The sequence below is a fragment of the Microbacterium immunditiarum genome, from assembly GCF_013409785.1.
Classification (GTDB): Bacteria; Actinomycetota; Actinomycetes; order Actinomycetales; family Microbacteriaceae; genus Microbacterium; species Microbacterium immunditiarum.
In genome coordinates this window covers 3,797,920-3,817,276 of record NZ_JACCBV010000001.1, presented here as the reverse complement: position 1 = coordinate 3,817,276, position 19,357 = coordinate 3,797,920, and the positions used below count along the sequence as shown (strand labels likewise).

Sequence of the window (19,357 nt, the reverse complement as noted above, 5' to 3'; positions counted from 1 at the left end):
TGCTCTGACATGCTGCCGTCATGGCGATCATCGAGGTCCGCGGCCTGCGCAAGACCTATGGCGCGACGGTCGCGGTCGATGGTCTGGACCTTGAGATCGAGGCGGGTGAGATCTTCGGGATCCTGGGGCCGAACGGATCCGGTTCCTCCGCTGGGAGTAGCGCCAGCGGTTCAGAGTCGCAGACGGGCACGACATGATGGAGGCATGTCGTCTCCTGTCGCAGGCCGATCGAACCCGACCGCGTGGGCCGCGTTCTGGTTCGGCCTGGCGGGTCTCCTGCTCATGCCCATCCCGCTGTTCATCGGGCTGGTCCTGGGTGGCGGCCTCTCCATCGTCGCCGCGATCCTCGCCGTGATCGCCCTCCTCAAGGGCCTCGCGCGCGACGGCAAGGGGATCGCGCCTGTCGTGTTCGCCGCGATCTTCATCGCGCTGACGTGGGCCGGCATCTCGGCCGGGGGCGGCATCGTCTGGTAGGCAGAAGGCGGGCGACTCTCGCCTACGGGATCGATGGCCTCGCGCTGCATCCGTCCGCCGAACACGGGTTGTGGCTGTGATCAGCGCGCCGAAATACGGCATGTCGACCCCGGAAGTACGGCAATGCGACGCAGGTTCGCAAGCCTCGTCCCTTCGTAGCGTGAGCCTCGCGGCGAGCCCGACCGGGCGGCCGCCGGCACCGGGCACGAACGCTCCGGGTTCAAGGGAGGGAAAGCCTCATGAATCGAATCACGCGCGGGGCATTCACTGTCGTGGCCGTCGTCTTCGCGGGGACGATGGCCTTCGCGCCGACCGCTGCGAGCGGCCTGCCGTACGGAGCCGACGGCGGGTGGGGCGAGGCCGCTGCGGTGTCCGGCGTCAACGCACCGCAGGCGGACGGATGCCCGATCGAGTCGCCGAACGGTCAGGAGCTGTACATCGCCTCGATGCGCGGCGGTCCCGACAACGACATCTGGGTCGCGGCCCGCGTCGATAGGGCGGGGAGCTTCAACGCTCCCGTGCAGCTGCCTGCGCCGATCAACAGCGCAACGCAGGACTTCTGCCCGACGCCGCTCGCCGACGGATCGCTCCTCTTCGTCTCGACCCGCGGTGGCGTCGACGCGTACGGCACGGCGGCGTGCGGCGGGGGAGACATCTACATCGTGCACCGGGTGTCCGGACCAGCTGGGTGGACGGCACCGCGCAACCTCGGCTGCGCGCCGAACGGTCCGAACACCGCGGGCTGGGAGTACGGCCCGTCGCTCGTGACGACCGGCTCGACGACGTACCTGTACTTCTCCAGCGGCGCGAATTTCCAGCAGCCCGGCTCGCTCGAAGACGACCAGGACATCTACGCCAGCCCGCAGATCGGAGCTCTGGCCTTCGGCCCCGGCGAACCAGTGGCCGAGCTCAACACCGAGATGCATGACGTGATGCCGAACGTCGGCCGAGACGGCATGGAGATCGTGTTCGCGTCGAACCGCGTCGGTGGTCCCGGCCTCTTCGACATCTACAGCGCCAACCGCCCCGGTTCGGCCAAGGGCACGAGCGGCGGGTGGAGCGAGCCCGTGGTCGTCAGCGCGGTCAGCACAGCCGGAGCCGAGACGCGGCCCTCGCTGTCGGGCGACGGGCACCGGCTGTACTTCGGCCGAGACGGCGACATCTTCGTCAGCACGCGCTGACTGAGGGGGCGCGCCGACTGGTCGCGGCGCAGGTGAGCACCCGCGGACCCCGAACCGTGGGTGCTCCCGCCTGGATAGACTCACCGCGTGCGGAGGGGCGATCCGATGGTCGGTCGCGAACGGGAGCTCGAGCAGCTCGCCGGCGTGATCTCGGCCGCCGCCACAGGCCGCGGCGGACTCGTGCTGCTCGCCGGCGAGGCGGGTGTGGGCAAGACCCGACTGGCCGAGGCCGCCACGGCCGGCGGAGGGCTGGCCACGCTGAGAGCAGTCGCCGACCAGCGCTCGTCCTCGCCGTATGCGCCGATCGCCGCAGTGCTGCGAGAGTACCTTCGCCGCGAGCCTGGCGGGCTCGAGCTCGACGGCCCCCTCGCCGGCACTCTCGGCGCCATCGTGCCCGAGCTCGGCCCGGCGATCAGCGCGGCCGATCGCGAGACCCTGGTCGAGGCGGTGCGCGGCGCCCTCGCGGCGATCGCGACTCGCTCTGCGACGGTCATCCTCCTCGACGACCTGCAGTGGGCGGATGCGGCGACCCTCGACCTGCTGCCCTCGCTCGCGGAGGCCGCGGAGGAGTGGCCTCTGCTCGTGATCGGCGCCTATCGGAGCGAGGAGATACCGCGCGGGCATCCGCTGCGGCGACTGCGGGTGGACCTCCGCCGCGCCGGGCGGCTGACGGAGATCACCGTGGCGCGGCTCGACGCGGACGAGACCGCCGTGCTCGCCGCGCGGGTCCTCGGAGGGGAACCCGGTCCGATGCTGCGTGCCGCGTTGTACGACCGGACCCAGGGCGTGCCGTTCTTCGTGGAAGAGCTGGCGGCGGCCTTGCAGGCAGGTGGTCGACTGGTTCCCGGCCCTCGCGGCATCGAGCTCGAGGAGGGCTCGATCGTCCCGATCCCCGAGACGTTGCGCGACATGGTCCGGCTGAGGGTCGAGGGGCTGTCATCCGAAGGTCGGCGCGCTCTCGAGGCATCCGCCGTCGTCGGCGTCTTCGTGGACCTCGACCTTCTCACAGCGCTCGGATGCGACGCCGGGGTGGGCGAGCTCGTCGACCTCGGTGTGCTCCGTGATGCGCAGCCGGGGACCGTCGCGTTCCGTCACGACCTGGTCAGGGAGGCGCTGCACGCCGACACTCCGTGGCAACGGCGCCGATCCCTCCATCGAGACGTGGGTCGCCTGCTCGAAGAACGCGGAGCCGAGCCGGCGCTCGCCGCGCACCACTGGTTGGCCGCACGGGAGCCGGACCGTGCACGTCCACTGCTCGTGCGGGCTACCCGGCGATCGTGCGACGTGCACGCGTACCGGGACGCGGCGGCATCCGCTCGGACGGCGCTCGAAGCCTGGCCGGACGGAGAGGATGAGCCTGGCCGGCTGGATCTCCTCGAGGAGCTGGGACGCTGCGCTCAGCTCTGCGGCGAGCTCAGCGAGGCCGCACGAGCGTGGGAGGAGGTCGACGCTGGCCTCGACGGCACCTCCGACCGCGAGCGGGTGGCAGGCGTCCAGCGACGGCTCGCCACCGTGTACGAGCTTCAGGGCGCTTCGCCGAAGGCGGCGGCTGCACGCACCCGGGCTGCGGAGGCATTCGAGGCCGCAGATGTCTTGGCGGAAGCAGCGGGCGACTGGATCGTGGCGGCCGGCGGCCTCTGGCGCGATGATCCCGTCGCCGCGCACGGTGCCCTCGACCGGGCGCACGCGGCGGCTCGCAGTGTGGGCAGATCGGACCTCGAATCCGAGTGTCTGAGCCTCAGGGGGTTCATGGTGGGCAGATCCGGGCGCCGCGAAGAAGGGTTCGAGCTGATGCGGTCGGCGCTCGGACTCGCGCTGGACAACCACCATGTCGAGGCAGCCGCCACCGCCTACTGGGCGCTCGGCGCACTCGCGAACGATTGGGCCGACTACCCGGCCGCGCAATCGGCTCTCGACGACGCCGTCGCCCACTGCCGCAACAACGGCCTCAGCGAAGACGAGCACTTCTGCCTGAGCTGCCTGGCCATGGTGCTGCGGAACCGCGGGGAGTGGACGCGAGCGGAGGGGTTGGCGCGGGATCTTCTTCAGCGAACGGAGCTCGAGGACGGGGCCAGCAGCGCGCACGCCCTTCTCACGCTCGGTCTCGTCGCCGCCGCGCGGGGCTTCACGTCGCGGGCCCGTCGGCACCTCCGCAGATCACTTGCGTTCGCGCGTGATCTCGGCCTCGCGGGGGTGGAGGAGGAGAGCGCGTGCGGCCTCGCCTTGGTGGACGAACTCCGCGGCGTCCAACCCGGGGGCTGGCGTGCGCTCGTGACGATGCGGGTCGAGCAGATGGTGTCGGGCCGCCCGCGCACATTGCGGCTCGCAGCGACCTTCGGCGCACGGCGCGGCGACACCGAGCTGGTGTACGCGTGCGCCGACGCGAGCGCGTCCTGGGCGCCGCGATTCGGAAGCGCGGACTGTCTGGCGGCGCTGGCGCATGCATTGGGCGAGGTGGCGATGGTCGAGCGCGATCACGCGACGGCGGCGGAGCAGTTCGCGCAGGCGTTCGACCGGCTGGGCGAAATCGATGCGCCGTTCGAGCGCGCGCTGACCCAGGCGCGCCTGGGGACCGCGCTCACCGCCGCGGGCGACCGCGCGATGGGGGTGGAGCGCATGACAGGCGCGTATCGGACGTTCAGGAAGCTCGATGCGCGTCCCTTCGCGCACCGCACGGCGGCGGATCTCGAGGCATCCGGCGAGTCCCTCGATGAGCGGCTGGGCCGCCGTGCGGCGCGCGATCTCGAGAACGGCGGCCTCACACGGCGTGAGCTCGAGATCCTCCGTCTCGTCGCGGTCGGGCGGACCAACCGCGAGATCGCAAGCCTCCTCTTCCTCAGCCCGCGGACCGTCGACATGCACGTGCGCAGCATCCTGGCGAAACTCGGATGCCGCACCCGCACGGAGGCGACCGGGAGGGCACACGAACTCGCCCTCCTCGAGTCTGCCGCGCCGTAAGGGCGGCGACTCCAGGCGCGGTGAGAGGTCGATGTCGCGAGCTACGTCGAGCGGGCCAAAGAGAGGATCGCACGCGGGCGGCGTTCGTCAGGGCGAGGGATGGGGAGGCCGTGACGCGACCTACCCGTCGCGGTCATCGCGCGAGGCCCGGTAGCGCTCCGGTTCGGGTCCTCGTGGGAACCGGCGACCGGAGACCTCGGTCGCCGTGATCCGCACCCACCGGTACTTCAGCGTCGGGATCCACGACTCGAGTGCGAGCTCCTCGGCGGCGTCGATCTCGCTCTGCACGGTGAGGCGGTGGGCGACGCCCTTGAGGATCACGCTCGCGGCGTGTGTGTCGTCGTACTCGTCGACCTCGAACGCGACTTGCGGGCTCTCGGCGAGCTTCTCCAGCTTCGTGCCGGGCGCGGTCCGGAAGAGCACGTAGGGACCGTCGGTGACGTAGTTGACGGGGAAGATCTCGGGAGCGCCATCGGCGACCACCGCGAGACGACCCAGTTCGCAGCGGTCGAGCAGGTTCCAGCACTGCTCCTCGGTCAGGACCTCGACGACATCGTCGGTCCGCGACGGTGCGGGATTCGTGAACATCTCTGCCTCCTCGAACACCACGATGCGCCGGGTGCGCACCCGGCGAGGGGTCGAAGGTCCCGGCGCGGTGACCTCAGCCGAACGCTGCTTCGACCACTGCGGCGGCCGCGAGGCCGAGACCGAGCAAGCCATCGCCTCACCCGCGCAATCGAGCGCCCGTCAGAGGATGCCTCCCCCTGATGCGATGGTAGACGAGGCGAAAACGATGCCTTGTCACCTTTATCAGTGAACTTCACCAGGCATGTGACTAACTTCGAGGGAGGGACGAGCGCGCACTGACGTCGACACGTCTTCCACGTGGACAGAGTCCCGGTACTGGGTTGAGTGTCTGCCGGGGCTCACGTACCGCTCGCATCGGCGAGCAGCATGGGATGGCAAGGTATGAGCACGATCGCAGGGCTCGAGCAGGGGCGCGTGAGCAGGAGGGAGTTCGTTCAGCGCGTTGCGCGCCGGGGGAAGCTCCCGCTGGGGGTCACGCAGCAGGTCTACGACGCATTCATCGAAGAGCTGATCGACCTGGTGTCGCAGGGGAACAAGGTCACGCTCACCGGATTCGGCAGGTTCTACCCGCAGGAGCACAAGGGTCACCGTGTCCGCTTCGCGGACGGAGACGGCTCGATGCAGATCGACGACTACACGGTGCTCAAGTTCTCGGCGACGCGAGCTGTCAACCGGAGCGTCGCGGGTTCCTGACGGTCACGTTTCGGTCGGGATGACATGGCCACGAAGAAGCCCCGGGTGAGATGCGGCGGGCTCGCAGCGTCGCTCAGCCGCAGTTCGGCCGGCATCCTCGCTGCGTGGTCGCGTCGACGAGGACCGCGCCGATGTCGGTCGGCTGCAGCGCCTGGTACGCGGCGCCGTCGGTGGCGGCGGCGATCTGCTCCAGGGCGGCCTGGTCGGTGTCGGGTCCGTAGCCGATGGCGATCACCGCGACCGGCTTGGCCGGGTCGCGAAGCTTCTCGAGCTCGGCGAGCAGGCCCGGCAGGTCGAGGCCGTCATCCTCCTCGTTGAACCCGTCGGTGTTGAGCAGGACGAGGTTGACCTGACCGGGCACGTACGTCTCGCGCATGTACTTCACCGCCGCGAGGACGCTGTCGTAGAGACCCGTCCCGCCCCCGACGAGGCTGTCGAGCGAGTTCGCCGTGTCGATCGTCCGCTGTTTGTGCGCCGGGTCGCCGAGCGAGCCGAACGGCACGACCTCCTGCCAGTCCTGTCCGCCGATCCGGCGGCTCGAGAAGACCCAGATCGCGAGGGAGGAGTCGGTCGACATGGAGTTGATCGCGCGCACGGCCGCCTGCCCGAACAGGTCGATGCGGCTCATGTCCGCGGTCGCCGGCTGCGACATCGAACCCGACACGTCGTTGAGCGCGAGCATCCGCGAGGGTGCGGTGAGCACCTCCCACGTGCGCAGCGCCTCGGCCTGGTTGGCGCCGTCGGCGGGCTCGGTCACGGCGCTCGAGGCGCCGTCCCCGGCCGAGTCGAGCGCGGCCCCCGAGGCGTCGCGCAGGCCGTGCTCGGCGAGCAGGTCGCCCCCATCGGCGATGGCGGCGGTGAGCGCGTCGACGGCGTCGAGCGTGTCGTCCGACGCATCCGCGAGAGTCACCAGAGACACGGTCACGGTGGGCTTCACGTCGGCGGGATAGACCGGCACGAGGGCGGGATCGCCGCTGTACTCCAGCACCGCCTGCTCGGTGGTGACGGCGACGGTGGGCGAGGTCGCAGCGGATGCCGCGGCGAGCGCGTCCGCCGTCGTGGGAACGACACCCTGGGCGTCGAGGCCGAGCACGAGCCCCGTGAAGGTGCGCGCGTCCCCGCCGACCGCGGTCTGCAGCGCGAGCAGGGCTGCCGAGCTCGCGGCCACCGCGGACGGATCGGGCAGCACGGGCGCGACCGCGCGCTGGGCGAGGCTTCCGAAACCGGCTTCGGCGCCGAGCACGGTGGCCGTGGCATCCGTCGCCGCGAAGACGACCGGCGTGGTCGCGACGGGGTCGCCGACGACGAGTTCGGGGGCATCCGCACCGGTCAGCTCGGCCTGGCCGGCGACCCGCGCGGGCCACATCGAGGAGTCGGGGACCCACACGTCGAACCCGGGAGCCGTCCCCTGGGCCAGCGCCGCGGCGGTGACCGCGCTGTCTTCGGTCGTGATCGTCACTTCCGGGCAGTCGGAGCGATCCGCGGCGAGGTCGGCGACGACCGCCTCGAGCGCCCCGGCGACCGCCGGGTCGGCCGTGATGCTGAGAGCTGAGGGCAGGCACTCGCCGGTGACGGCCGGCTCCTGCTCGGGCTCGCCGGCGGCGCCGCGCGTGAACACGACGCTGAGTACCACGACGAGCACGACGACGAGGAGGCCGATGACCCCCCAGAGCACGAGCTGCCGCCTGCGCCGCTGCGCCGCGCGCGCGGCGGCTCGCGTGGGGATGCTGCCGGTATCGGTGTTCGGCTGCATTCGAACCACATGCACTCCGATGTACTGCGGGTGGGGAGCCCGCGTGGGGATACGGCGTCGTATCGGGGAACACGACATCGTACGTTGGGGGACTTCAGGGGAGTCTAGGCGACGAGCACCTGGACCAGGAAAGAGCGTCCACGCGCTCGCGTCACGGGGGATGCGGCATCCGCGAACCGAGCTGAGAAAACCGGCGCTTGTCTTCGAGGCTAAATATTATTAGGATTGCAAGCATTACCGGGAACTCTGGTGTGCCGGCGACGATGCCGGTCGACGACGAAGCAGTCCAGGGAAAGGAACACAGCATGAGAACACCCAGGCGTAAGTGGATGGGGATCGCCGGGATCGTCGCGGCGGTCGCGCTCATCGCCGGCTGCTCGAGCGGCGGCGGCGGGGGAGGCGAGACCTCAGCGCCGAGCGACGGACCTGTCGACGCGGAATGGGAGGCGATCGTCGAGGCCGCGAAGGAGGAGGGGAAGGTCGTCTGGTACACCGTCGCTCCCGAGACGGCTCGAGAGGGGCTCAAGGAGGCATTCGAGGCGAAGTACCCCGAGATCAGCGTCGACGTGCGCGTGATCGGCACCGCCGACATGACCGCCGCTCTCGAGGCGGAGCACTCGACCGGCGCCGAGGGTGCCGACGTGGTGACCTCGGTGAACTTCGCCTGGCTCGAAGAGAAGCTCAACGAGGACGGATGGTTCACAGAGCTGGAGGGTCCTGTCTTCGAAGACCCGGAGTGGACGGACAGCGGCTGGGTCCGCGAGGACAAGCTGATCCTGTCGCCGCTCGGGCTGCTGGTGGTGGGATGGAACACCCAGCTGTTCAACGGAGAGATCACCAGCTACGAGGATCTCCTCGACCCGGCGTACGGCAACGGCGCGATCGGCGTCGTCGACCCCGCGATCATCGCGATCCATGCGGACTGGTATCAGTTCCTCGAGGACAACACGAGCGATGGATTCCTCGAGGAACTGGCCAAGCAGGAGCCGACGATCTACGCCAGCGCGCTCGCCATGCAGGAGGGGCTGCTCGCGGGAGAGATCGCGATCGGCACGTTCGTCTCCGCGGCCGACATGTCCGTGCGGAAGGAGGAGGGCGCTCCGATCGAGTTCACGGTGCCTGACCCCGTGTGGGGTGTGCCGAACGTCTTCCTCGCCGTGGAGTCGGCGAAGAACCCGAACGCGGCCCAGGTGTTCCTCGACTTCTTCGCGTCTGAAGAGGGTCAGCGTGCGACCGCTCACGGAGGCGCCACACCGCTCTCCGCTGTCCAGCCCGACACGATCGGCGCGTCGTCGAACGTCGAGCTCGTCAATCCAGAACGAGTGCTCGACCTCGAGTGGTGGGAGGAGTACACGGCGAAGTGGAATGAGCTATTCCGCTGAGTCGAACTGATCCTCGCGATCTCGATGCGCCCCGCTGTCCACGGACGGCGGGGCGCATCGCCTCGAAATGAGGGTTGAAGCCCAAGTTTATTTATGTAAAGATTATGAAGCTGTACATCATTCACCTGGGTGCAAAGGGGACCTCCGGATGATCGCCCGACACAAGATGCTCATCGGTGGCAGCTGGGTCGACGCGCTCGACGGGGAGGACTTCCCGAGCGTCAACCCCTTCACCGGGCAGACGTGGGCGCAGGTGCCACGTGCATCCGGACGCGATGTCGATCGGGCGGTGCGCGCGGCGCAGGCCGCCTTCGACGGCGAGTGGGGCCGGATGACGGCGACGGCCCGTGGCAGTCTCATCCACCGGCTCGCGGACCTCATCGAAGAGAACGTGGAGGAGCTCGCGGTCGCCGAGAGCTCGGACAACGGGCGCGTGATCCGTGAGAACCGCGCACAGATCGCTCAGCTGCCGGACTGGTACCGGTACTTCGCGGGTGTCGCAGACAAGGTGCACGGCGCGGTCATCCCGTCGGCAGACCCCTCGTTCCTCATCTACACCCGGCGGGAACCCGTCGGGGTCGTCGGCGCGATCCTGCCCTGGAACGCGCCGCTGCTCGTCCTCACCTTCAAGCTGGCGCCAGCGCTCGCGGCGGGCTGCACGTTCGTCGCGAAGCCGGCCGAGCACACGCCCGTGACCACGCTGATGCTGGGCGAGCTCGTGGAGCGGGCGGGGTTCCCGCCGGGAGTCTTCAACGTGGTGACCGGCTTCCGCGACGCGGGAGCCGCCTTGAGCGCGCATGACGGCGTCGCGAAGGTCGCCTTCACCGGCTCGACCGCGACGGGAATCGACGTCATGCGGGCTGCGGCCGGACACCTCGCACCGGTCACGCTGGAGCTCGGCGGCAAGTCCCCCAGCATCGTCTTCGAGGATGCCGACGTCGATGCAGCCTTGGACGGGATCGTCGGCGGGATCTTCGCGGCCTCGGGCCAGGTGTGCACTGCCGGGTCTCGGCTGCTCGTGCAGCGGGGGATCCACGACGAAGTCGTCTCCCGGCTGGCCGACCGGGCCCGGGGCATGCGGCTGGGTGACCCTCTGCTCGAGTCGACCGACATGGGGCCGATCGCATTCGAGGCGCAGCTCCAGAAGATCGAGCGGTACGTCGAGACCGGCGTTCGCCAGGGCGCGGAGCTCGTGGTCGGGGGCCGTCGTCCCGTCGACCCGTCGACGGGGTGCTTCATCGAGCCGACGATCTTCACCGGTGTGCGCAACGACATGGACATCGCGCGCGACGAGATCTTCGGCCCCGTGCTCTCCGTCCTCTCCTTCGACGGGGAGCAGGACGCCGTCGCGATGGCCAACGACACCCGCTACGGACTGGCGGCCGGGGTGTGGACGCGTGACGTCAAGCGCGCGCACCGGGTGGCGGCGAGCCTCCGAGCGGGAACCGTGTGGATCAACACCTACCGGAAGCTTTCGTTCAACGTTCCCTTCGGGGGATACAAGGACAGCGGCATCGGTCGCGAGAACGGCTTCGACGCCATCCTGGCCTACACCGAGAACAAGTCCGTCTGGCTCGACATCGCAAGCGACGAGGTAACCGGATGAGCACATCACACACGCAAGCGGGTCAGGGGGAGGCGTTCGACCCCGAACGATGGGTGAACGGGACGGACGTCCGCATTCCGCGCGTGCTTCACACGATGCTGCGTGTGGCCTCATTCGAGGAAGCGCTCCGGTTCTACATCGACGGTCTCGGAATGGAGGAGACGGATCGCCTTGACATCCCCTCGCGCCGGGTGACCGCCCTCTTCCTCGGTTTCCCGGGTCAGGCTCCCGGCGGGACCATCGAGCTCGCGCGCAAGTGGGACGACCCCGGGCCGTTCGGGCCCGGCAACGGATTCGGCCACATCGGCATCGGTGTCCCCGACGTCACCTCGACGATGCAGCGGCTTCGCGATCTCGGGTTCTCAGTCGAGGACGGCCCGCTGGTCGTGGTCCCGGGCGCACCGCCCATCGCCTTCGCGACCGACCCGAACGGCTATGTCGTCGAGTTGATCCAGACGGTTCGCGATCCCGGCCCCACCGCTTCGACCGAGTGAACACCCGAAAGGCAAGGAAGAAACAATGAAGTTCGGACTATTCCAGACGCCGTTCATCCATCCGGAGCGGACGGCACGTCAGACCTTCCACTGGGCGGTCGAGCAGGCGGTCCAGGCTGAGGTCGCAGGCCTGGACGAGGCGTGGGTCGGGGAGCACTTCACCAACGCGTGGGAGAACATCCCCAATCCGGAGCTCGTGCTCGCCGCGGCGGTGGAGCGCACCGAGCGCATCACGATCGGACCCGCGGCGCACCTCGCGCCGTATCACCACCCGGGACATCTCGCGTCCCAGGCGGCCTGGATGAGCAACATCGCGGAGGGGCGATACATCCTCGGCCTCGCGACGGGCCTGAACCCGTTCGATGGGCTGCTGCACGGCGTCGAGCCGACCGCGGACAAGCTGGCTATGACTCTCGAGTCTCTCGACGTCATGGAGAAGGTCTGGTCAGGCGAGCCTTTCGAGCACGACGGCACCTACTGGAAGTCGTCCCTGCCGGAGGTCCCGATCGAGGTGCAGCGGATGCGTTCGCTGCGACCCTTCGGCGGATCGCTCACGGTCGCTCTGGGTGGTGCCAGTCCGGGCTCGACGTCGATCAAGGTCGCCGGCGAGCGGGGTCTCGCCCCGATGTCGTTCGGGGCGAGTGCGGCGATCATCGCCGATCACTGGCGGACGTACGTCACCTCCGCGCGGGCGGCGGGGCGCGAAGCGCCCAAGGACCGCTCGCAGCACCGCGTGACGCTCACCATGGTTGTCGCCGACACCGATGCGGAAGCCATGTCGATCGTTCGCGACGGCCCCATCGCCCGCACGTGGCTCGAGTACATGGTTCCCCACGAGCAGCGCCGCGCACAGCGCTCGAATGTGAAGCCGGTGTGGGACCTGAATGCCACCATCGACGAGCTCGCACGAGAGCAGATGTACGTCGGCAGCCCCGAGACGGTCGCCGCGAAGCTGAACGAGATGGTGGAGGCGACCGGCGGCTGGGGGACGACTCTCGTCCTGGGCCACGACTTCATGGACGACCCGGCGCGCTGGAACGAGAGCCTGCGCCTGATCGCCGAAGAGGTGCGTCCTCGGGTCATCCCGAACAGGCCCGCGGACGCGATCGACTGAGATGGGGTGCGAGGGATGAAGGTCAATCTGGGACTCGGCCCGCACAACTCGTTCGACACGATGCGATTCCACGAGGGCGACAGGACGCGGATTCCGGTGGTCTCCGACTCGACCGTGCTGCAGAAGATCCACGCGATCGGCGATCTCGCCGAACCTCTCGGATTCGACGGGCTGTGGTTCCCGCAGCACTTCGGCAGCCCGTACGGCATGTGCCCCAACCCCTTGCAGGTCCTCGCGTATTTCGCAGGGCGGACGGAGCGGATCACCTTCGGCACGATGATCCTCGTGGCGCCATGGTGGCACCCCGTCCAGCTTGCGCACGAGATCGCCTACCTCGACAACCTGTCGTCCGGGCGGTACGAGGTCATCGGCCTCGGACGGGGTGTCGCGAAGGCAGAGTTCGACTGTCTCGGGGTGCCTCGTGACGAGAGTCGCCAGAGGCTTGACGAGACGATCGACATCTTGACCGCCGCCTTCACGCAGGAGTCCTTCTCCTTCGAGGGGGAGGTCTTCACGATCCCGGAGACATCGATCCGACCGGCGCCGGTGAGCTCGGATCTGGCCGGACGTCTGCACGGCGCGTCGTCGACGGGCCCCTCTCTCGAGAAGAACGCGCGCGCGGGATTGACACCGCTCTTCGTGGGCAACAAGCCGCTCGATGTCGCGGCCCAGGAGGTCCGTCGAGTGAACGAGATCCGTCGTGAAGCAGGACTCTCGCCGGTCCAGCCGAAGAACGTGCTGTTCGCCTATTGCGCGCCGACCGACCAGGAGGCGGTCCGTGCCGCCGAGTACGTCGAGCAGGCCAATCGTGATGTCCGCCTGCACTACGGCTTCGACGACCCCTCGAACTTCGTGGGGGTGAAGGGCTACGAGTCCTACGCCGAGGGGAAGGGATCGGCGACCGCGGTGACGGCGGGTCCGTCTCGCCGCTACGACGAGTCCAACCTGCTCATCGGGTCGCCCGAGACCATCATCGAGCGGGTCGGCGCGCTCCAGAAGGTGTGCTCGTTCTCCGAGATCACGATCAATCCCTACTTCGGCGAGATGCCTCTTGCGGAGGTCGAGGCGAGTGTGAGGCTCTTCGCGAAGGAAGTGCTGCCGGTCCTCCACGAGATGGAGGCGCCGCTGCATCCGGATGCGAGCGGCGAGTGAAGGGGTCGTCCGGGTGGACCTGACCGCGGTGCAGGACGAGCTTGCAGCGGTCTACGCGGAAGTGCCGGCCGCAGTGGGCGCCGTCGTGGCCGTGTCCCGAGGCGGCGCGGCGCCCGCCGTGACGGCGTTCGGCACGCGGTCCACGGACGGATCGCCGATGGAAGCGTCGACGATCTTCCAGATCGCATCCATGACCAAGCCGATCACGACGGTGGTCGCGCTGCAGCTCATCGAGGAGGGACGGCTGCGTCTCGACGACGGCGTCTCGCGCTGGATTCCCGAACTGGCCCACCGCCGCGTGATCAGCGGCGACGGCGGTGAGCGTCCGGCGGACCGCGAGATCACGGTGGAGGACCTGCTCACGCAGCGCTCGGGGATTCCTTACGCGCACGACGAATCGGGAGAGCTCGGCGAGCGGATGCGGGAGAGGCTCGGGCCGCCGCTGGGTACGACCGTCACCGCGCAGGAGTGGGCCGAGCGCCTGGGCAGCCTCCCTCAGCCCATCGACCCCGGAGCGCGATTCCGGTACGGCCTCTCGACCGACGTGCTCGGCGTGCTCATCCAGAGGGAGTTCGGTCGAGGTCTCGGCGAGGTCATGGCGGAGCGCGTCTTCGAGCCGCTCGGCATGCGCGACACGGGGTTCTGGGTCCGGCCCGGCGACGTCGGGCGTGTCGCTCGGATGTACCGCTCGACGCCGTCCGGCGTGGTGGACGTGAGCATCATCGCGCGCGAGCGTCCGGTCTTCGAGTCCGCGGGTGGCGGGCTCTACTCGACGGCGGACGACTACATGCGCTTCCTGGGCATGCTCGGCGGGGGCGGCGAGCTCGGCGGCGTCCGCCTGCTCTCGCCGGAGTCCGTGACGACGATGACGACGAACAAGCTGACGCCCGAGCAGCGGGCGCTGCCGGCGCTGGGCGTGGACGACTTCTTCGCGGCGCACGGCTTCGGCTACGGCGTCGCGGTCCTTCTCGAGCCGGAAGCCCTCCCCACGGGCCTTCGGCCGGGGCGAGGAGCCTACGGGTGGTCCGGCGGCTTCGGCACCTGGTGGGCGATCGATCCGGACCGAGACGTCCGGATCCTTCTGCTGGCGCAGTACGAGACCGCGGTGTCTGGTCTGGTCACGTCCGACCCGGCAATGGGCGCTCTCGGTCACTTCCGCCGCCGGGACGTCCTCGCGTTGTGCCGTGCCGTCTACCACCAGGTGGGCTCGCATGCGTGAGTCCATTTCATCCTTGCAATAGTTGCCAGTTAACTGCATCGAAGGAGATGTACTGATGAAGGTCTTCGCCGCGCTCGCCCGCTCCCTCTCGGAGGACCACGACGTCTCGACGGTCTTCGGCTTGCTGGGGGCCGGCACGATGATGGTCGTCGACGAGCTCGTCAACCGCCACGGCGCACGCTGCGTCCGCATGGTCCGCGAGGACGGCGCGGTGCTCGGGGCCCTCGGGTACCAGCACTCGACTGGGCGGCTCGGTGTCGCCGCGATCGGGGCAGGGCCGGCCCTCACCAACGCCTTCACGGCGCTGGTGGAGGCGGCACGCAACCACAGCCCCCTGCTTGTCATCGCCGACGACCGATTCGAGATGCCCGGAAACGTGCAGGGGATCGACCAGGCGGCCGTGGTGGCGCCGACGGGCGCCGCCTACGTAGAGGTGCGCAGCGTCGCGACCGCCGTCGACGATCTCGGTCGTGCAGTCCGGATCGCCCTCGTCGAGCAGCGCCCCGTCGTCCTCGATCTGCCGACGTCGATCGCGATGTCGGACTTCGACGGATCGCCGTCGCAGGCGACGAATGACGACGCCCGCACCCCTTCCGCCGCCCGCACCGACGTGGATGCCGCCGCTACGCTCATCGAGCGGGCGACCAAGCCCCTTCTCCTTGCGGGATGGGGAGCGTTCCTGGCTGACGCGCGAGGCGACCTCGACGTTCTGGCGGAGCGCTTGGGCGCTCCCGTCGCGACGACGATGAAAGCGAAGAGCTTCTTCTCCGGTTCGCCGGCGAGCATCGGGACGTTCGGCGGATTCTCGTCGGATCAGGCCAAGGCCGTCATCCGGGACTCGGATCTCATCATCGCCTTCGGCGCGGGTTTGAACGTCTGGACGGCCGATCACGGCTACCTGCTCGAGGACAAGGCGATCATCCAGGTGGACCGCGAACGAGCCAATATCGGCGCGATCTTCCCGCAGACTCTTGGCATCGTCGGCGACGTACGAGATGTCGCCGGCGCTCTCCATGCCGAGCTCGACCGGCGCGAGTCGTCGAGCCGCGAAGCGTGGAGCGGCGCGACGCCGTCGGGCGCGGATACCGCGGAGCCCGCACCGTATGCGACCTCGCGGGCTGCGGGGACCGTCGATCTGCACGAGTTCACGATGAAGCTGGAGCAGGCGAAGCCCCGAGGTGCCAACGTCGTGACCGATGGGGGGCGCTATGTCATCGCACCCATGCAGCACCTGACGGTCGAGTCCCCGCGGCACTGGCTGGCCCCGATCGGCGGGTTCGGCTCGATCGGTCTCGCCCTGGGGGCGGCGATGGGGGTCGCCGTGGGCCGACCCGACGCGCCGACAGTCCTGGTCGTCGGCGACGGCGCCTTCATGATGTCGCACTACGAGCTTCACACGGCCGTGCGCAACTCGCTGGATCTGATCGTCGTCGTGATGAACGACCGCTCCTACAGCTCGGAGTATCACTTCTACCTCGCCTCCGAAAGCGAGGACTCCGAGCTGGCGACCGCTTTGACGACCTTCGACTGGCCGGACTTCGGCGACATGGCACGGAGCCTGGGCTTCGACGCGGTCACGGTCACATCGATCGGCGACTTCGCGGCCGTCTCGTCGGCTATCGAGGAGCGCACACGGCCTCTCCTGGTCGACGTCCACCTCGATCCGCTGGCGCTCGTCGGGTTCCACGACAGGTCAGAGCAACGGTGACGGGATCATCCGTCACACCGCGGGCGAATGCCCGTGCTCAAGTGGCGACGCAAGCTGATGTATGCAATCATTAATATGTATAAGTCTTTTGGCTCGACGAGGTTCGCAATGAAGCGGAGGGTAGATGTCCGGTGAAGCCGCTCGGCGCAGGGCAATTGGCCTATGGGTGCGCAAACACGGCCTCGGATTCGGGCTGCTGCTCGTCCTGCTGGCACTGGTCGTCTTCCCCCTCGTCCAGATTCAGGTGCTCGCGCTCGCGGACGGCGGACGCGCCTACGAAGAGGCTCTCGCGACCCCGGGCATCTGGGACACGCTGCTGACGACTGCCCTTCTGGGCGTCGGCTCGCTCGTCATCTCGGTCGTGGTCGGCACGGCGCTCGCCTGGTTCGCCCAGCGCCTTCCGCGAAGGTCCTCGTGGCTCGCGGTCGTGCCGATCCTTCCGGTCGTCCTCCCCGCTGTGGCGGTCGTCGTCGGCTGGGCCTTCCTTCTCTCGCCGACGGTCGGCTATGTGAACATCGTCCTGCGAGCGCTGCCCTTCGTCGATGTGGAGATCCCGCCGATCGGCATGCCGAGCGGTCCGCTCAACATCTACACGGTTCCGGGCATCGTCTTCGTGACCGGCCTCCAGATGGTGCCGCTCATCTTTCTGTTCGTGCAGTCGAGCCTTCGGCAGTTGAACTTCGAGACGATCGAGTCGGCGTCGGTCGCGGGCGCATCGCCCGTGCGGGCGTTCTTCTCCGTAGTGCTGCCGTCGCTTCGTCCGGCTCTCGTCTACGCCACCGCGTTCGCGCTGCTGTTGGGCCTCGGGCAGCTCACCGCCCCGCAGTTCCTCGGAGTCCGCGACGGGATCCGGGTGCTCGCCACGGAGGTGTACCGATTCGGCGGGCAGGACCCGACCGACTTCCCCGTGGCCGCCGCGGTCGCCTCACCGCTGCTGATCGCGGGCGTCGTGTTCATCATCGCTCAGCGACTGCTCCTGCGGAAGGACTTCCGCTTCGTCAGCGTCGGGCTCAAGGGAGCTGCACGGCCGATCAAGCCGTCCAGGCTGGCGGCCCCGATGATCGCGACCTACGGGATCGTCACGCTGGTCCTGCCGTTCGGCGCAATCATCTTCGTCTCGCTGCAGCCATATTGGACGGGCTTGGTCGACTTCACGACCCTGACCTTCGACCACTATGCGAAGGCCTTCGAGACGAGCGCGATCATGGACGCGATGTGGACGAGCATCTGGACATCGCTCGCGGCTATGGCCGTGGCGCTTCCCCTCGGGTACCTCGTCGCCGAGCTTCTCTATCGTCGGCGCGGAAGCGGTGTTGTCCGGGCGATCGTCGACGTGCTGGTCCAGATCCCCCTCGGGATCCCGGCGGTCGTCTTCGGCGTGTCCTTCCTGTACGCCTACCTCGGCAATCCCTTCATGCTGTACGGGAACCCAATCCTGATTGTCCTCGTCTACATCGTTCTCGTGCTGCCGTTCTCGGTCCGGATGCAGCTGACGGCCCGCCTCTCGCTGGGCTCCGCATTCGAGGACGCCGCGAGGGCGGCGGGAGCCGGACCGATTCGCGCGCACCTGACGGTGCTCGTGCCGATGATGCGGGGAGCGCTCGCGGGGGCGAGCGTGCTGATGTTCGTCATCCTGACGCACGAGTTCGCGGCGTCGCTGTTCGTGCGGTCGACGACGACGCAGGTCCTCGGAACGCTGCTCTACCAGCAGTGGGTGTACGCGACGTATCCGATGGTCGCCGTCATGAGCATCATCATGTCCGCGGTAACCGCGGTCGGCTTGATCATCGCCGTGAGTGTCGGCGGACGCAAAGTACTCGACAGGCTGTGAGAGAGGTAAGGGAATGGCCAGTGTCACGATAAACGGCTTGACCAAGGAGTATGCCGGCAACGTCGTCATGGACGGGCTGGATCTCCGGATCGAGGAGGGCGAGTTCCTCGTCCTGCTCGGCCCGAGCGGATGCGGCAAGACCACGACGCTCCGCTGCATCGCCGGGCTGGAGACGCCCGACGGCGGGACGCTCCGCTTCGGTGGACAGACGATCTTCGACGCGGCGAAGCGGATCAATGTCCCGACGCACAAACGCGACATCGGGATGGTGTTCCAGTCGTACGCTCTGTGGCCGCACATGACCGTGCGCCAGAACGTCGCCTATCCGCTCAAGGTGCGCCGCATGAAGCAGGAGATCCGCGACGGCTGGCCCGAGAAGGCGCTCGAGCTGGTGCGATGCACCGAGCTCGCCGGCCGCTACCCGGGTCAGCTCAGCGGCGGGCAGCAGCAGCGTGTGGCGCTCGCGCGCGGGCTCGTCGCCCAGCCGCGGATCGTGCTCATGGATGAACCGCTCAGCAACCTCGATGCGAAACTGCGGCAGCAGGTGCGGAGCGAGATCAAGGAGCTCCACCAGGAGCTCGGGTTCACCGCGGTGCTCGTGACCCACGACCAGGACGAGGCATTGGCGCTCGGAGATCGGATCGCGATCATGCGCGACGGCCGGATCGAGCAGATCGCCACGCCGGAGCAGCTCTTTCTCGAACCGGCGACCGAGTATGTCGCGACGTTCATCGGGCTGTCGAATCGCGTCGAGTGGAAGCGCGACGGCGCGATGTGGCGGTCGACCTCCGGTGCGCAGGTGCCGGTCGCGCGGCTGGGCGTCGAAGGCGACGCCGACCGCGCGGTGTCGTGTGTGCTGCCCGACGATGTCCAGGTGCGTCGTGAGGCCCCTGCGCCGAAGGAGGACGAGCTGGCTCTGCGTGGGATCCTCGTCACTGCGGAGTACGGCGGCCGCCACCAGGACGTGGTCGTGGATGTGAACGGCGAGCGCCTGCACGCCCGCGTCGCGGACGCGTGGGTGCGCGACCTCCAGCCGGGTGATGAGCTGTTCGTCGCGATCGACCTTCGTCGGCTCCGGTCGTTCCCCGCGGATGCCGCGCCGGCGTCCGACCTCGACGCGGCGGCATAGGCACGGAGAGGTCAGCCGCGCGGGGCTGCGAGATCGCCGCCCCGCGCGGCTGACCGCGTCGGCGCCGCAAGAGGC

At 68.8% G+C, this 19,357-nt stretch carries 16 protein-coding genes; 14 read left to right on the top strand and 2 right to left on the bottom strand.

From position 1 onward, the window contains the following. The first annotated feature begins 20 nt into the window (after nucleotides 1-20). The 4 genes from BJ991_RS17750 (at nucleotide 21) to BJ991_RS17735 (ending at nucleotide 4,613) form a co-directional block, all read left to right on the top strand. On the top strand, nucleotides 21-197 hold the full coding sequence (locus BJ991_RS17750; RefSeq protein ID WP_218852976.1) for a hypothetical protein: 177 nt from the start codon (nucleotides 21-23) through the stop codon (nucleotides 195-197). 7 nt (nucleotides 198-204) lie between these two features. Next, nucleotides 205-474, top strand: coding sequence for a hypothetical protein (locus BJ991_RS17745; RefSeq protein WP_179492209.1), 270 nt, complete (start codon nucleotides 205-207; stop codon nucleotides 472-474). Between the two features lie 239 nt (nucleotides 475-713). Further along, nucleotides 714-1,655, top strand: a complete 942-nt coding sequence (locus tag BJ991_RS17740) for a TolB-like translocation protein (RefSeq protein ID WP_179492207.1) — start codon at nucleotides 714-716, stop codon at nucleotides 1,653-1,655. 87 nt (nucleotides 1,656-1,742) lie between these two features. Continuing rightward, nucleotides 1,743-4,613 (top strand): AAA family ATPase, encoded by a 2,871-nt coding sequence (locus tag BJ991_RS17735; protein ID WP_179492205.1) that lies wholly within the window; start codon nucleotides 1,743-1,745, stop codon nucleotides 4,611-4,613. A 120-nt stretch (nucleotides 4,614-4,733) separates the two neighbouring features. Here the strand turns inward: BJ991_RS17735 and BJ991_RS17730 are convergent, their stop codons facing one another. Beyond that, a complete protein-coding gene (locus tag BJ991_RS17730; RefSeq protein WP_179492203.1) occupies nucleotides 4,734-5,201 on the bottom strand; it encodes a pyridoxamine 5'-phosphate oxidase family protein in 468 nt (155 codons plus the stop codon). Nucleotides 5,202-5,582: 381 nt separating this feature from the next. Between BJ991_RS17730 and BJ991_RS17725 the strand changes: the two genes are divergently transcribed. Then, complete coding sequence (locus BJ991_RS17725) at nucleotides 5,583-5,894, top strand: HU family DNA-binding protein (protein ID WP_179492201.1); 312 nt, start codon at nucleotides 5,583-5,585, stop codon at nucleotides 5,892-5,894. 73 nt (nucleotides 5,895-5,967) lie between these two features. On the opposite strand, the gene BJ991_RS17720 is transcribed toward BJ991_RS17725, so the two are convergent. Beyond that, a complete protein-coding gene (locus tag BJ991_RS17720) occupies nucleotides 5,968-7,647 on the bottom strand; it encodes a substrate-binding domain-containing protein (RefSeq protein WP_246301451.1) in 1,680 nt (559 codons plus the stop codon). A 305-nt stretch (nucleotides 7,648-7,952) separates the two neighbouring features. Here BJ991_RS17720 and BJ991_RS17715 point away from each other — a divergent pair, with 305 nt between their 5' ends. The 9 genes from BJ991_RS17715 (at nucleotide 7,953) to BJ991_RS17675 (ending at nucleotide 19,282) form a co-directional block, all read left to right on the top strand. Further along, complete coding sequence (locus BJ991_RS17715) at nucleotides 7,953-9,029, top strand: ABC transporter substrate-binding protein (RefSeq protein WP_179492197.1); 1,077 nt, start codon at nucleotides 7,953-7,955, stop codon at nucleotides 9,027-9,029. Between the two features lie 148 nt (nucleotides 9,030-9,177). Further along, a complete protein-coding gene (locus BJ991_RS17710; protein WP_179492195.1) occupies nucleotides 9,178-10,635 on the top strand; it encodes an aldehyde dehydrogenase in 1,458 nt (485 codons plus the stop codon). Further along, a complete protein-coding gene (locus tag BJ991_RS17705; protein WP_179492193.1) occupies nucleotides 10,632-11,129 on the top strand; it encodes a VOC family protein in 498 nt (165 codons plus the stop codon). The genes BJ991_RS17710 and BJ991_RS17705 overlap by 4 nt, the downstream gene beginning before the upstream one ends. Nucleotides 11,130-11,154: 25 nt before the next feature. Then, complete coding sequence (locus BJ991_RS17700) at nucleotides 11,155-12,243, top strand: LLM class flavin-dependent oxidoreductase (protein WP_179492191.1); 1,089 nt, start codon at nucleotides 11,155-11,157, stop codon at nucleotides 12,241-12,243. 15 nt (nucleotides 12,244-12,258) lie between these two features. After that, the gene (locus tag BJ991_RS17695; protein ID WP_179492189.1) at nucleotides 12,259-13,395 is read left to right on the top strand and encodes an LLM class flavin-dependent oxidoreductase; all 1,137 of its coding nucleotides are present in this window, start codon (nucleotides 12,259-12,261) and stop codon (nucleotides 13,393-13,395) included. Between the two features lie 13 nt (nucleotides 13,396-13,408). After that, entirely contained in the window at nucleotides 13,409-14,614 is a 1,206-nt protein-coding gene (locus BJ991_RS17690; protein ID WP_179492187.1) for a serine hydrolase, read from the top strand. Nucleotides 14,615-14,669: 55 nt separating this feature from the next. After that, entirely contained in the window at nucleotides 14,670-16,322 is a 1,653-nt protein-coding gene (locus BJ991_RS17685; protein ID WP_179492185.1) for a thiamine pyrophosphate-binding protein, read from the top strand. A 166-nt stretch (nucleotides 16,323-16,488) separates the two neighbouring features. After that, nucleotides 16,489-18,153, top strand: coding sequence for an ABC transporter permease subunit (locus tag BJ991_RS17680; protein WP_179492183.1), 1,665 nt, complete (start codon nucleotides 16,489-16,491; stop codon nucleotides 18,151-18,153). A gap of 37 nt (nucleotides 18,154-18,190) precedes the next feature. Then, the gene (locus BJ991_RS17675) at nucleotides 18,191-19,282 is read left to right on the top strand and encodes an ABC transporter ATP-binding protein (protein WP_218852975.1); all 1,092 of its coding nucleotides are present in this window, start codon (nucleotides 18,191-18,193) and stop codon (nucleotides 19,280-19,282) included. Nucleotides 19,283-19,357: the final 75 nt, after the last annotated feature.

Coding starts and splice junctions, on each gene's coding strand:
- BJ991_RS17730 (WP_179492203.1), bottom strand. CDS start 5,201: ATGTTCACGAATCCCGCACCGTCGCGGACCGACGATGTCGTCGAGGTC.
- BJ991_RS17750 (WP_218852976.1), top strand. CDS start 21: ATGGCGATCATCGAGGTCCGCGGCCTGCGCAAGACCTATGGCGCGACG.
- BJ991_RS17745 (WP_179492209.1), top strand. CDS start 205: ATGTCGTCTCCTGTCGCAGGCCGATCGAACCCGACCGCGTGGGCCGCG.
- BJ991_RS17720 (WP_246301451.1), bottom strand. CDS start 7,647: ATGCAGCCGAACACCGATACCGGCAGCATCCCCACGCGAGCCGCCGCG.
- BJ991_RS17740 (WP_179492207.1), top strand. CDS start 714: ATGAATCGAATCACGCGCGGGGCATTCACTGTCGTGGCCGTCGTCTTC.
- BJ991_RS17715 (WP_179492197.1), top strand. CDS start 7,953: ATGAGAACACCCAGGCGTAAGTGGATGGGGATCGCCGGGATCGTCGCG.
- BJ991_RS17725 (WP_179492201.1), top strand. CDS start 5,583: ATGAGCACGATCGCAGGGCTCGAGCAGGGGCGCGTGAGCAGGAGGGAG.
- BJ991_RS17705 (WP_179492193.1), top strand. CDS start 10,632: ATGAGCACATCACACACGCAAGCGGGTCAGGGGGAGGCGTTCGACCCC.
- BJ991_RS17685 (WP_179492185.1), top strand. CDS start 14,670: ATGAAGGTCTTCGCCGCGCTCGCCCGCTCCCTCTCGGAGGACCACGAC.
- BJ991_RS17695 (WP_179492189.1), top strand. CDS start 12,259: ATGAAGGTCAATCTGGGACTCGGCCCGCACAACTCGTTCGACACGATG.
- BJ991_RS17710 (WP_179492195.1), top strand. CDS start 9,178: ATGATCGCCCGACACAAGATGCTCATCGGTGGCAGCTGGGTCGACGCG.
- BJ991_RS17700 (WP_179492191.1), top strand. CDS start 11,155: ATGAAGTTCGGACTATTCCAGACGCCGTTCATCCATCCGGAGCGGACG.